General features: G+C 63.2%; 9 protein-coding genes. 8 read left to right on the forward strand and 1 reads right to left on the reverse strand.

Annotated features, from left to right (window positions below):
• The first annotated feature begins 42 nt into the window (after positions 1–42).
• From L5849_RS13070 to L5849_RS13105, 8 genes are all read left to right on the forward strand, one after another.
• Positions 43–2,451 carry a chemotaxis protein CheA gene (locus L5849_RS13070; RefSeq protein ID WP_236925943.1) on the forward strand — a complete coding sequence of 803 codons (2,409 nt, stop codon included), beginning with the start codon at positions 43–45 and terminating at the stop codon, positions 2,449–2,451.
• Positions 2,448–2,882, forward strand: a complete 435-nt coding sequence (locus L5849_RS13075) for a chemotaxis protein CheW (RefSeq protein WP_236925944.1) — start codon at positions 2,448–2,450, stop codon at positions 2,880–2,882. Before L5849_RS13070 ends, L5849_RS13075 begins: the two co-directional genes overlap by 4 nt.
• Positions 2,883–2,938: 56 nt before the next feature.
• Entirely contained in the window at positions 2,939–3,304 is a 366-nt protein-coding gene (locus L5849_RS13080) for a response regulator (protein WP_115415978.1), read from the forward strand.
• Between the two features lie 11 nt (positions 3,305–3,315).
• A complete protein-coding gene (gene cheB, locus L5849_RS13085) occupies positions 3,316–4,413 on the forward strand; it encodes a chemotaxis-specific protein-glutamate methyltransferase CheB (protein WP_236925945.1) in 1,098 nt (365 codons plus the stop codon).
• The gene (locus L5849_RS13090; RefSeq protein ID WP_236925946.1) at positions 4,404–5,267 is read left to right on the forward strand and encodes a protein-glutamate O-methyltransferase CheR; all 864 of its coding nucleotides are present in this window, start codon (positions 4,404–4,406) and stop codon (positions 5,265–5,267) included. Before cheB ends, L5849_RS13090 begins: the two co-directional genes overlap by 10 nt.
• Before the next feature lie 105 nt (positions 5,268–5,372).
• Positions 5,373–6,911, forward strand: a complete 1,539-nt coding sequence (locus tag L5849_RS13095; protein WP_234041562.1) for a bifunctional diguanylate cyclase/phosphodiesterase — start codon at positions 5,373–5,375, stop codon at positions 6,909–6,911.
• On the forward strand, positions 6,908–8,710 hold the full coding sequence (locus L5849_RS16010) for a methyl-accepting chemotaxis protein (RefSeq protein WP_305040844.1): 1,803 nt from the start codon (positions 6,908–6,910) through the stop codon (positions 8,708–8,710). The genes L5849_RS13095 and L5849_RS16010 overlap by 4 nt, the downstream gene beginning before the upstream one ends.
• 57 nt (positions 8,711–8,767) lie before the next feature.
• Positions 8,768–10,111, forward strand: a complete 1,344-nt coding sequence (locus L5849_RS13105; RefSeq protein WP_236925947.1) for a methyl-accepting chemotaxis protein — start codon at positions 8,768–8,770, stop codon at positions 10,109–10,111.
• A 69-nt stretch (positions 10,112–10,180) separates the two neighbouring features.
• On the opposite strand, the gene L5849_RS13110 is transcribed toward L5849_RS13105, so the two are convergent.
• Positions 10,181–13,504, reverse strand: a complete 3,324-nt coding sequence (locus L5849_RS13110) for an amidohydrolase family protein (RefSeq protein ID WP_236925948.1) — start codon at positions 13,502–13,504, stop codon at positions 10,181–10,183.
• Positions 13,505–13,509: the final 5 nt, after the last annotated feature.

A 13,509-nucleotide genomic window follows, 5' to 3' on the forward strand; every position in this document is an offset into this window, starting at 1 on the left:
CTCGTCCATAGCCTTTCCCGATCGTACGAGGGGCCTTGTATCATGGATGACCTGCTGGCGGATTTCGTCGCGGAAACCCGGGAAATGCTGGAAGCGAGCGGCGGCGAAATCGTCGCCTGGGAAGCCGATCCCTCGGACAGGGCGCGGCTCGATACCATTTTCCGCTTCGTCCATACGGTGAAGGGCAATTGCGGCTTCTTCGACTTTCCGCATCTGGAAAAGCTCAGCCATGCCGCCGAAGACGCACTGGCCGATTGCCGCGCCGGCCGCCGCGAAGCCGACAGCACGCTCGTTTCCGCAGTGCTCGCCATCATCGATCGCATCAGCGAAATGATCGATTCCATCGAAGCGGGCGAAGACCATCCCGAAGGCGGCGACGATGCGCTGATCGCCGCGCTGAACCCGCATGACGACACGCCTGGCATGTCCCCGGCCGAGCCACACAAACCGTCAGAAACCACACAGGTCACAGCCACATCGCCTGCTGAGGGCAAGGCGGATGCTGGCCCCAAACCCGCGCGCGCTGCGAGCGTCCAGCGCACCATTCGCCTGCCGACCGAACTGCTCGACGAGGTGATGAAAGGCGTGTCGGACATGGTTCTGGCTCGCAACGACCTCGCCCGCCGATTGCGCGACGCCGGAGATCACCCGGAGATCGACGGCCCGTTCGATCGGCTGAGCACGATCCTCGCCGAAGTTCGCAGTTCCATCACGCGCATGCGCATGCAGCGGCTCGAACATCTCTTCAGCTCCCTGCCCCGCCTGGTGCGCGATCTTTCGACGGAACTCGGCAAACAGGTGATGGTCGATTTCGAAGGCGGCGAAGTGGAACTGGATCGCGAGATGATCGAAATGGTCCGCGATCCCCTGACCCACATCATTCGCAATGCGATCGACCATGGCCTGGAAGGGCCGGGCGAGCGTATTAAATCCGGCAAGCACGAGATCGGCCTGCTCAAATTCGCCGCTCGCCAGTCGGGCAACCAAATCACTTTGGTCATCAGCGACGACGGGCGCGGTATCGATGCCGATCGCCTGGCAGCAAAGGCCGTGGCGGCCGGGATATACAGCCAGGCGGAAATCGACGAGATGTCGGAAAGGCGCAAATACCACCTCATCTTCGAACCGGGCCTTTCCACTGCGGAAAAAGTCAGTTCCGTATCGGGGCGCGGCGTGGGCATGGATGTGGTGCGCGCCAATATCGAACATGTCGGCGGCTCGATCGACGTCACGACCAAACCGGGCGAAGGCACCAGCTTTCATCTCAAGCTGCCGCTGACCCTGAGCATCATCGCCGCGCTGACCGTGGGCAGCGGCGGCCAGCGCTATGCCATTCCGCGAAGCTATGTCGAAGAGATCGTCTTCGGATCCAGCGACCATGTCGATTTCGCCGAGGCCGGAGATCGCCGCCTCGTCACCTTCAGGGGCAAACGCGTGCCCTGCCTCGCCTTGGGCGAAATTCTCGGAAGCGAGGACCCCGGCAGCGTCGATTGGGCAAGCATGACGCTCGTTCTCGTCCGCATGGCCTCGAACGATGTCTTCGCCCTCGCGGTCGACCGGGTTTACGATCACGAAGATGTCGTGGTGAAACCGATCGCACCCGCGATCATGGAAACCGGCCTCTATGCCGGCACGACCCTGCTGGACGATGGTCGGCCCATGATGCTTCTGGACCTCCCCAGCATTGCGCAAAAGCACCGGCTGGTCGACGAGATGCGCAGCATGGCCCGAACACTGCCCGAGGAGGAACAGACCGAGCAACGCAAGGCCCGGCCAGTGATGCTTTTCACCGGCCTCGACGGACGCCGCCGCGCTGTTCGTCTCGAATTGGTCCGCAGGATCGACACCATTTCCCGCGAGGCGATCGATATCGAGGGATCGCGCAAACAGGCGGTGATCGACGGCGCCATCTTCTCGCTTGTCGGGCTGGAGTATGGCGAGCTGCCAGAAGGCCGATGCCGTCTCTTGCGCCTGTCCGATGGCGAACACGAAGTGGTCTATGCCGTAAGCGAAGTGCTCGACGCTGCCGATATGGATGGCGAAATCGTTCCTTCCAGTGCCGATCCCGCTGTCGAGGGCGTTACGCTGATCGGCGGTGAACCCGTGCCGGTCATCGACGGCCATGGTTTGTTCGCGGCCCAGGGCACCGCTCGCAAGACGGGTCGGACGGCGTCCTGCCGCCTGCCAGCGAGCAGCGACTGGGCGCGCACCATTCTGGAACCGCTGGTCGAGGCGGCCGGCTATCGCGTGTCGACCGAACCGGAAGAGGAGACCGACGTCGCAATCGAACTGGTCGATGACGATCCGCGGCCTGCATCCCCCGCCCGTCATATCATTCGCCTGCGCCCGGAGCCCGAGCCGGCCGAGAACGACGATGAGAGCATTTATCGATACGACCGAGAGGCGCTGCTGAGCGCTTTGAAACGAGCCAGAGTAGAGAAAACGGCATGAACGATCTTCTTCTGATGTGCCTGATCGCGGGCCGTCGCGCGGCGATCCCCGCGGCCCTTGTCCAGTCGGTGATCGAGATCGATCAAATCACGCCTATTCCCGGAGCGCCCGATTTCATTCTCGGCCTGACCGCCATGCGCAGCCAGGCGCTCACCGTGATAGACTGCCAGATTGCGCTGGGATTTGGCGGGCAGGAGCAGGATTCCGACCGCCGAGCGGCAGTCGTCCAGGTCGGTGGGCATTCCTACGCCCTGCTGGTCGAAGAAGCATATGATGTCGGCGAAGCCCGTAGCGACCCGATTGAGGTACCAGGGGGTTTCGGTCGCGGATGGCAGATGGCCGCAAGGGGGATGGTCGAAACCGATTGCGGCCCCACTCTGCTGATCGATGTCGATGCGCTCGTGGCCGGCCCCGTGGCCCGGGCAGCTTAAGCGAATAGTTACCTACCGGCGCTAGCAACCAGCCGAACAATGCAGAGGTCATAGAAATGAAATCCTGCCTAATCGTCGATGATTCGCGCGTCATCCGGAAGGTTTCGAGGCACATTCTCGAAACTCTCGGCTTCACTGTCGAAGAGGCCGAAAACGGCCAGGAAGGCCTCGATAAATGCGATGACGGCATGCCTGATGTGGTCCTTCTGGACTGGAACATGCCCGTCATGACCGGCATCGAATTCATCACCCAGTTGCGCCAGCGCGAGGGCGGGGACAAGCCCAAGGTGGTGTTCTGCACTACGGAAAACGATGTCGCCCACATTCGCGAGGCAATCAGCGCGGGGGCCGACGAATACGTCATGAAGCCCTTCGATCACGAAACCCTGCAGATCAAGCTCCAGCTTGTCGGAATGGCCTGAGGAGGCTCGAAATGGGCGCACTCTTCAATTCCGCAGACCTGACATCGGATACACAGGACAAGTCCTGCGCCGATCCGGTAAATGTCATGATCGTCGACGATTCGCTCACCGTCCGCACGGTCTTTTCGCGCATGATCGCCCGGGAAAGCGACATGCGCATCGTTGCAACCGCAAGCACTGCGGAAAGCGGACTCGCCGAACTCGCTTCGGTCAGACCGGACGTGATGCTGCTGGATCTGGAAATGCCGGGAATGGGCGGATTGGAAGCGCTGCCCAAGATTCTCGAAGCGGCGCCCGACACGCAGGTCCTGGTGATTTCCTCGCTCACCGCCGATGGCGCGGAAGCAACTGTGAGCGCCCTGTCGCTGGGCGCTGCGGATACCATGCTCAAACCCCGCCCCGGCGGCTTCGATGATGAATACAAATCCGCTCTGCTCGACAAGATCCGGGCGCTTAAGGGTGTTTCGGAACCCGGCCCGTCCGATATGGTCCGGGCATCCGGCACCAGGAAGAGGGCGGGAAAGCCACCCAAGGTCGTGGCCATCGGCGCTTCGACGGGCGGCATCCACGCGCTGAACCTGTTCCTGCGCCAGATACCGGCCAATTTCGATTTGCCGATCCTGATCACCCAGCATCTGCCCTCCAGTTTCATCCCGGTCTTCGCGCAGCAAATGAAACTGGCGGCAGGCCGCGACGCGATCCTTTCGGATGAAGGGATCGAGATCGAGCGGGGCAAAATCTATATCGCGCCGGGCCACGGCCATCTGGTTGCTCGCAAATCGACGGGCTGTCGCGTGCTGGGACTGGCCTACCATCCGGTCAAAAGCGGGTGCATGCCATCGGTCGATCCGATGTTCGAGACCCTGGCCGAAGCGTACGACGGACATGTCGCGGCGGTACTCTTGTCCGGCATGGGGCGCGACGGAACCGACGGCGCGCAATCCATCGCATCGGCCGGCGGAACGATTTTCGCGCAGAGCGCCGAAACCTGCGCAGTCTGGGGCATGCCCCGTGCCGTTACCGAATTGGGCCTAGCCAGCGCCGTCCTGCCCCCCGCCGACCTTGCCGACAAATTGCTGTCTGGCGCGGGAGCCGACGCATGGCGGTAGACGACGCCGCGCATCGGATTATCGGCGATTTACTTGCGCAGCATACGGGACAGCAACTGACGGAAGGCCGCCGCTGGCGCGTGTCGAGCGCCCTTGCCGGCCTTTTCCGCGAGTTCGGCATAGAGAATGTAGACCAGCTCGCATGCATGCTCGAGCGCCCCGGCGAACGCCATCTCGCTACGCGAGTGGTCGAGGCATTGCTCAACAACGAAACCTATTTCTTCCGCGATCAAGCGTATTTCTCGGTGTTGGCCAATCAGGTCCTGCCCGATCTCGCTAGCAAGCGGGACGGGAAGAAGCGGCTGACGATCTGGTCGGCGGGCTGTTCGACCGGGCAGGAAGCGTTGAGCCTCGCGATGATATTCGCCGAACAGCCCGGCCGGTGGAAAGACTGGAAGATCGAGATTCTCGGCACCGATGTTTCCGGCAAGGCGATCGATCATGCCCGCAGCGGGTGCTACACCCAATTCGAAATCCAGCGCGGAATCAGCGTCTCGCAAATGCTGAATTTCTTCGTCGAGGACAGCGGCCATTGGCAGGCGATCGACAGCATCCGGTCCATGACCCGGTTCCAGCAACACAACATCCTCAATGCTCCGCCACCGCCGGGCCGTTTCGATCTGGTCATGTGCCGGAACGTGCTGCTCTATTTCGATCCCGAAACGCGCGCCGCCGCATTCGACAGGCTGGCCAGCGGTATCGCCCCCGATGGATGGCTGATGCTCGGCGCGGGCGAAACCGTGGTGGGACAGACTGAGAAATTCAAACCGGCGGAATTCGGATCCTCGCTTTACAGCCCGGTTCTGGAAGACCGGGTGAATTTCCTGCCGCGCCTGCGCGCAGCCGCCACCTAGCCCGCAAGGACGACGACCGGACAAGGTAAACCGCCGGTTTACGCTTCTTTAGCGAATGCAATTTACTCCGTCGCCAAGGGTCGCAAGAGGGACGCGTCGGGAAGGATGACTGCCAGCACGGACATCTCACATGCGAGCGACGGTACGCGGGCCATCATATTTGGCCCCATGGCGGCGCTCGGCGGGAGTTTTCTCCTGACATGGTCCGTGGCCTTGGCCAATCGCTTTCTCGGCTTCGCGACTTCGTCCTCGATCCTCGTTTTCGGCGCCGTGGCTTTCAGCATCGCAGCCGCGATTTCGGCATTTATCGGGATCCGCTACATCCGCCGCGTCGAACAGCTTTCTCGCAGCGACAGCCTGACACTTCTGCCCAATCGCCGTGCGCTGCATTCCGACATCCAACATGAATACAGACAGGGCCACGAAGTCGCCCTCGCCATGATCGATCTCGACGGTTTCAAGCTGATAAACGACCACTATGGTCACTTCGTCGGCGATGCGGCGATCCGCGAATGCGCCGAAATCTTCAAGCAGGTCAGCGATGGCGAAGCCCGGGTCTACCGTCTTGGCGGCGACGAATACGCGATGATGATCGGCGGCCCGGTTGCAGGCACGCTCCTCGAGGGAGTGTGTCGGCGCATTATCGAACGCCTTGCCAAACCCGTCCAGGTGGAGGACCGCAGGCTTACCCTAGGGGCGAGCATGGGCCTTGCCCGCCATAGCCCCCGCGAAGAGGTCGCATCGTCCGAACTGCTCCGGCGCGCCGATATCGCAATGTATGCTTCCAAACGCGGCGGCAAGATGCGCTGCACATGGTTCAGCTCGAGTTTCGACAAGAGCCGCGAACAGCTCAGAGAGATGAACGACGAGCTTCGCGAAGCGCTGGCAAGGAACGAGTTTCGCCTCAACTACCAACCGCTCGTCGACAGCCATTCACGCCGGATCGTGGCAGTGGAATGCCTGTTGCGATGGGAACGCCCCGACGGGAAACATGTCGGCCCGAACATCTTCATTCCGGTGGCCGAGGAAAGCGGGCTGATCAACTCGATCGGCCTTTGGGTTTTGCGCAAGGCATGTTGCGATGCACTCGCATGGGACGATATTACGCTCTCGGTCAATATTTCGGCCGCCCAATTGCGTAATCCGGAATTCCCGATCCAGCTCGGGCACATCCTCGAAGAAACCGGCTTCGACCCCGAACGCCTCGAGCTGGAGATCACCGAAACCTGCCTCGTACTCGAACCCGTGGTCGCGGAACGCAGTCTGGCGGTGGTCCGCCGCTTCGGCGTGAAAATCTCGCTCGACGATTTCGGTACCGGCTATGCCTCGATCGGCTTCCTGCGGCAGTTCCGCTTCGAGAAGCTGAAGCTCGATCGCAGCCTGGTGGTTCAGGCGAGCGAGGACGAAGGCAGCCGGGCAATGATGCTTTCCAGCATCACCGTCGCGCGCGCCATGAAGATGGCTGTAACCGCGGAAGGTGTCGAAACCGAAGAGCAGGCGGCGATGGTCCGTGCGGCGGGATGCGATCAAATCCAGGGCTGGCTCTATTTCAAGGCCATGCCGGCGGAAGACATCGCCCAGCATCTCGGCAAGCCGGCCGGACTTCCGAACCTCTCCAGAAACAGGAATGAAAAAGTCGCATGAGCGCGCTCCAGGACATGGTCAACGGCATGGTCGCCGAACACGAGATATCTCCCGAAGATCGCCCGAGCGAAACCCTGTCGCGCGCACCGTCCGTTCGGGCGCATGCCAGCGATGGAGGGATTGACGCACAGGGTAGCGCCCGATGGCCGTCGCGTCTTTCGGTCGGCGGAAAGCTGCGGGCCATTTCGATAGGCAATGCCGCAGTGGTGTTGGTCTGCCTGATCGCCACGCTTCTGGGCGGATATTTCGCGCTCGGTGCGCGGGCCGAGCGAATGGAAATCTCGGCCGCTGCCCGTCTGGCCGAACGGATGGTGGCGGATACCAATGAAGGCCTCCTCTTCGTACAGCGTTATGCCGTTTCGGGCGATCGCAATGATCTCATCTCGGCGCAGGACGCCCTTACCGAAACCGATCGCGATCTCAGCCGATTGACACATCACGTGACCGAAGCCGCGCCGATCGTCCTGCCACAGATCGAGCAGCTCAACGGGATGCTGGCCTCGATGCGAACCCGGGTCGAGGCAGCGCAGCAATCGCGCGGCTCACAAGCGCAATGGCAGGAATTCGCCGACAGCGTCTATTTCGAAGGCCAGGACTTCGCGGACCGGGCCGTGAAGACCCGCGAGGACATCGAAGCAATCGGAAAGGTATCCGATGCGCGTTCGCAAACCATGATCATGTGGCTGTTCGTTGCTTTTTTCGTCGTCGCCGCGACCGGAATCGCCATTGTCTGGATGAGCGCGCGCTTCCTCGGCCGCGACGTATCGCAGACCCTTGGCCGGATGACCGATGTCGCAACGCGCCTCGCCGATGGGGAAAAGGACATCCATATCCCGGCCACCCATCGTCGCGACGAAATCGGCGACCTCGCCCGTGCGCTGGAGGTATTCCTTCAGGCAGCAAGACAGATCGAGAGCATGGCGCAGGAGCGTGAAGCCCTGCGCAAGGAACGCAGGCAGGAAATGGCGCGCTTCGCTCAGCGGTTTAAAACGACTGTGGGCGAGGTGGTCAACGGGGTGGCGTCGGCTTCCGCTCAGCTCAAGACCACGGCCGACTCCATGGCTTCCGCCGCCGAACAGGCATCCGTCCAGACGACCAATGTCACCGATTCGATGGAGCAGGCATCGAATGGCGTGACCGCCGCCGCCGCCGCCTCGGACGAATTCGCCATGTCGATCGGCGAAATCAGCCGCCAGGCGGCCCATTCGGCTGCCTTGGCCCGCAAGGCAACCGCTGCCGCGAGCGGTGCCGACGAAACGATTTCCGCCCTTTCCATTTCGGCGGACCAAGTCGGGCAAATCGTCGAACTGATTCAGTCGATCGCCCAGCGCACCAACCTTCTCGCTCTCAACGCTTCGATCGAGGCGGCCCGTGGAGGGGAAGCGGGGCGCGGTTTCGCCGTGGTTGCCAGCGAGGTCAAGGAACTGGCCACCCAGACCAGCCGCGCGACCGAGGAAGTCGCCGCGCAGATCCGCGCCATGCAGGATTCCACCGGTGCCAGCGTCGGCGCGTTGCGCTCGATCGCCGAGCAGATCAAGGAACTGGAAAGCACCGCCACATCGATAGCCAGCGCGGTGGATCAGCAATCGGTCGCCGGGCAGGATCTCGCCCGCAGCATCGATCTTGCCGCACGATCCGCCGACGAGGTGTCATCGAATATCGTGCAGGTTCGCGAAACCAGCTACGCCACCGGAGCGGCCGCCAGTCAGGTGCTCAATTCCTCGACCGAGCTCGAGGCACAGGCGATGACGCTCCAGACGCAGGTCTCGCAATTCCTTCAACACGTGCGCGCCGCTTAACCCGATTGCAAGCAATCCGTCCTTACGGTTGACGCAGCCTTAAGGGGGTAAACGGGGATGACCGCATACAGTTCGATCATGGCCGACGAATTGGTCCAGGAAATCGCGGATGTGGATATAGACTATTCGCAATCGCGAACGCGCAATTCGGCGCTGTCGCGCTGGTTCATGGATTTGTCGTTGGCGCGCAAGGCAAAGCTGGCATCGGGTATCACGCTCGGCGGTCTGCTCGTAATTGCGTTTCTCGCCGTGATCGGTCTGACCTATCCCGAATTTGCGGAAACCGCCCGGTTCGCGGTGATAGCCATCGCCGCAATATCTCTCGTCGGCGGCATCGTAAGCTTCAAACTGATACTCGATCAAGTCATCGAACCGTTTCTCCAGGTGTCGCACGGCATGGCCCGTCTGGCCCGGGGCTCCCGCGACATCGAGGTGGCAGGCCTCGACCGCGAAGATGAAATCGGCGATCTTGCCCGATCGTTGGAAGTGTTTCTGAAATCCGGTCACAAGCTCGACGAACTGTTCGCCGGCCGCAAGGAAGCGGCGGAAAAACGCAAGACTGAACTGATGCGCGTGGCCGGCGCCTTCGAGAGTGAAGTCGCAGATGTGGTCAGCGGCGTGGCGACTGCGGCGAGCCAACTGAATGTGACAGCCTCGGGGATGGCAACCAGCGCGGAGCGTGCAGCCGATCAGTCGCAGCGCGTTTCCCAGTCGATGAACCAGGCGAATAATGGCGTGACCGCCGCGGCGGCGGCCTCCGACGAATTCGCCCTGTCGATCGGTGAGATCAGCCGTCAGGCGGCCCATTCGGCCGAACTGGCGCGCAAGGCGACCGACGCCGCCAGCGGGGCCGACGAGACCATTTCCGCCCTTGCGGTTTCGGCGGACCAGGTCGGGCAAATCGTCGAGCTGATCCAGTCGATCGCCCAGCGCACCAACCTGCTCGCCCTCAACGCCTCGATCGAGGCGGCGCGCGGTGGGGAGGCAGGCCGCGGCTTCGCGGTGGTCGCCAGCGAGGTCAAGGAACTGGCCGCCCAGACCAGCCGCGCGACCGAGGACGTGGCCGCGCAGATCCGGGCAATGCAGGATTCGACCGGCGCCAGCGTCGGCGCGCTGCGTTCGATCGCCGGGCAGATCAAGGAGCTCGAGTCGACCGCGATTTCGATTGCAAGCGCGGTGGACCAGCAGTCGGTCGCCGGGCAGGATCTCGCCCGCAGCATCGATCTTGCCGCCCGTTCGACCGACGAGGTCGCATCGCATATCGACCAATTCCGCGAAACCAGCATCACCACCGGCACCGCCGCGAGCCAGGTGCTTAATTCGGCAACCGAACTCGAAGGTCAGGCAAGTGCGCTCAAGCTGCGCGTAGAGGCGTTTTTGGGGCAGATCCGCGCGGAATAGAGGCCGTCATGCAGACCCGGCAGACGGGCAGCGCGTAACCGCAATCCGCGCCGCCCGCCCTGGCCGGGGTCATTCCCACCAATAGGGCAGGCGCCGGGCGTTGCCGGTCTCGACCTCGTTCATCGTCCGCGCATCGTAGAGGCGACCGCCCAGCATCACGCGGTCGATCTTGTCCGAATTGCGAATATTTTCGCTGGGATCGGCATCCAGGACGATGAGATCGGCCAGCTTGCCGACTTCGAGACTGCCGATATCGCGCTCCATGCCGAGCGATTTGGCAGGCTCGATCGTTCCCGCCCGCAGCGCTTCGACCGCCGACATCCCGCCCCGGGCAAAGCTCCACAGCTCCCAATGGGCAGCGACACCCGCCTGCTGGCCATGCGCCCCGATGCTAACCTTGACCCCGCGCTGGGCGAGCTTCTTCGCTTCGCGCGCAGCCTCGTCGTCGACGAAAGCCCAGTCGGGCGCCTTCACGCGCCGTGCCGTTTGCGCAATCAGTTGGCGCGGCGGGGTGTGGACCATCAGCGGGTTGGCGAACACATCGGTCGCCTGCCGCCAGTAGGGATCGCCCGCCAGGCCGCCATAGGTCACCACCAGCGTCGGCGTGTAATTGACGTTCGACCCAGCCCAGAATTGCAGCACATCCTCGTAGAAGACTTCGCCGGGAACATTGTGCTCGAGGGTGGAATTGCCATCGGCGATCAAGTTCATGTCCATGCCGAACAGCGAACCCCCTTCGGCCACCACCAGCATGTTCTCCGCGCGTGCGGCGGCCACCACCTGCTGGCGCTGGTCGCGCCGGGGCTGGTTGTAGTTCTTGATCGAAATGCCGCCCTGCGCCTTGATCCGCTGGATGTGCGCGAGCGCATCCTCGTAGCTGTCGATCCGCGCATAGACGCTCGGCGCCTTGGCCCCATAGACGATTTCCGCCGTCGAGAAGATGCGCGGGGCGAGCAGCGTGCCGGCGCGCTGACGCTCTGCCGCGGCAAAGATCATGCTGGCCTGCGACGAGGGATCGTGGAGCGTCGTCGTGCCCATGGCCAGGTTCTGAACCAACGACCAGTTTTGCTGCGGCACCAGATCGCCCGTGCCCTGCGGCCCATGCGCATGCGCGTCGACAAGGCCGGGCATGATAGTCTTGCCCGCCGCATCGATCACCGTCGCGCCCTGCGGGACCTGGACCGAGGACGCCGGGCCAATGGCGGCGATCCTGTCACCGGTGATGACGATCGTGCCATTGGCGATTGCACCGGCACCGTCACCCGCCATGGTCAATATCTTCGCGCCGGTTATCGCCACCGTGCCGCGCGGCTTGTCGGCGGCAACCGAGCGCTCGAGCGAGGTGCCGCTGGTCGGCGGAACGAAAGCGGGCGCGTCCTTGTCCTTAGGCGCATTGGCGAACATCGAGGCGAGGCTGGCGCGGTAGAGCACCGGCCCCATCGACCAGGTCAGCATGTCGCCGCCCTCGCTCCAGCCGATGTAGTCCGCCCCGCCCTTCGATGCGCGCACCACAGGCAGCGAACTGGCCTTTTCGCCCACCGTCACCGCCTGCCCACCGGGCATCAGCGGCGTGGCGAAGACCTCGTAATTCTCGCGGAAGGCGACGAAATCGCCGCGCGGACTGACGTGATATTCGGTCGCCAGTTCGCCCTCGGCATGGACCTGCCGCGCTTCGCCGTCGAGATCGGCGGAGAGCAGTTGCAGCTTGCCATCCTTGCGGCCCAGCATGAACACGCGGTCGCTATCGGCGCCGAATTGCGGGTTCGACGTGTCGCGTGCGACGAGTTGGGGCGTGCCGCCCGCTGCGCTTACGCTGTAGACGCCCGCGTTCTCGGAGAATTCAGGCGAGGTGAGGTATCCGCCCGAGCGCTTTTCGAACACGATAGTGTCGCCGGTGGGCGAGAAACGCGGGTTCGCATAGTGGCCGCGCATGGTGGTGACCGCCCTCGCCCCGGAACCATTGGCATTGGCGGTCATGATCTGGCCGAGGCCGCTGTCGGTCCAGCGGACATAGGTAATCCGCCGCCCGTCGCGCGACCACGAGGGCCACAGCTCGAGCGCGTCGTCAGTGCCCGAGGTGAGCCTGCGCTCCGCGCCGCCGCCGACCGGTTTCGCATAAAGCTTGCCGAGGCTTTCGAACACGACCGTACGCCCGTCGGGCGAAACGCTGGCGAAACGCGGTATCTTCGCGGTGAAGCTGTCAGGCGATACCGGGATCACCGGGTGCGGCGCATCGGCCACGCCGCGCGTATCGTTGATGCTGAAGGGAATATCGCTCGCGCCACTGCCATCGGCTGCCACGCGCTTCAGCTTGCCGCCGGCCCACAGCACGATGGAATTGCCGTCCGGCACCCAGTCCATCAGCGGATAGAAACCATGGACAGCCCAGGTTTCCTGCATGTCCATGTCGAGATCGCCATAGATCATGCGCTGCTGGCCGGTAGCGAGGTTCTTCACCCACAGCTCGGTTTGGTCCTTGTCGCGGCGGATGAAGGCCAGGCTGTTGCCGTCGGGCGAAGGCTGCGGGCGGACAGCACCGCCGAAGCCGCTGACCGCCGTGGTCACCTCGCCCGTGGCCAGCTCGTACCGCTCGATGGCGAAGGTGCCCTGCGTCGAATCCTGCGCATATTCGAAGATCGGACCGCCGGTGACGTTGCGCGAGTAATAGACTGCCTCGCCGTCGGGCGCATAGACCGGCTCGCCCAGTTCCTTCTGCAACGCTTCGCTGGCCCGTTTGACCAGCTTCACGCCGCCGCCGCCCGAAACGTGGTAGAGCCAGATCTCGCCCGTGCCGAGCGAGCGCTGGGTGGTGAAATGCTTCTTGGCGACGATGTAATTGCCGTCGGGCGACCAGCTCGGCTGGTTGAGAAGCCGGAAGTCTTCCTTGGTCAGCTGGCGCTTGTCCGAACCGTCGGCATTCATGATCCAGATATTGTCGCCGCCGCCGCGGTCGGAGGTAAAGGCGATACGCCGCCCATCGGGCGAGAAACGCGGCTGCACCTCCCATGCGAGACCGTCGGCAATGCGCGTCGGCGTACCGCCCGTGATCGGCATGGTGTAGATATCGCCCAGCAGCGAGAAGGCGAGCATGCGTCCGTCGGGGGACACATCCACATCCATCCAGGTACCTTCGTCCGTGCGGATCGGCACCTGCCGGATGGTCGCACCGCGCGGCGCGGTGACATCCCACTTTTCGTCCTCGGCCTCGGCGGCCGGATTGGCCGTTGCAGGAGCTGCATCGACAGCCAGGCCGCTGCCTTCGGCGGGACCGTCCTCCGCCGATGCATCGACTTCCTGCTCCTCCACCGGGTTGGGGCTCGGCTGCGGGTCTTGGGCATGGGCGGCCTGGCTGACGAAGAGTGCGGCAAGCACGGAGGCAATACTGGTTTTCATGGGTC

The sequence above is a fragment of the Erythrobacter sp. SN021 genome, from assembly GCF_021864455.1.

Bases quoted from the DNA above. Each gene is read 5' to 3' on its own strand.
- L5849_RS13110 (WP_236925948.1), bottom strand. From the start codon at position 13,504: ATGAAAACCAGTATTGCCTCCGTGCTTGCCGCACTCTTCGTCAGCCAG.
- L5849_RS13070 (WP_236925943.1), top strand. From the start codon at position 43: ATGGATGACCTGCTGGCGGATTTCGTCGCGGAAACCCGGGAAATGCTG.
- L5849_RS13105 (WP_236925947.1), top strand. From the start codon at position 8,768: ATGACCGCATACAGTTCGATCATGGCCGACGAATTGGTCCAGGAAATC.
- L5849_RS16010 (WP_305040844.1), top strand. From the start codon at position 6,908: ATGAGCGCGCTCCAGGACATGGTCAACGGCATGGTCGCCGAACACGAG.
- cheB (WP_236925945.1), top strand. From the start codon at position 3,316: ATGGGCGCACTCTTCAATTCCGCAGACCTGACATCGGATACACAGGAC.
- L5849_RS13075 (WP_236925944.1), top strand. From the start codon at position 2,448: ATGAACGATCTTCTTCTGATGTGCCTGATCGCGGGCCGTCGCGCGGCG.
- L5849_RS13080 (WP_115415978.1), top strand. From the start codon at position 2,939: ATGAAATCCTGCCTAATCGTCGATGATTCGCGCGTCATCCGGAAGGTT.
- L5849_RS13090 (WP_236925946.1), top strand. From the start codon at position 4,404: ATGGCGGTAGACGACGCCGCGCATCGGATTATCGGCGATTTACTTGCG.
- L5849_RS13095 (WP_234041562.1), top strand. From the start codon at position 5,373: ATGACTGCCAGCACGGACATCTCACATGCGAGCGACGGTACGCGGGCC.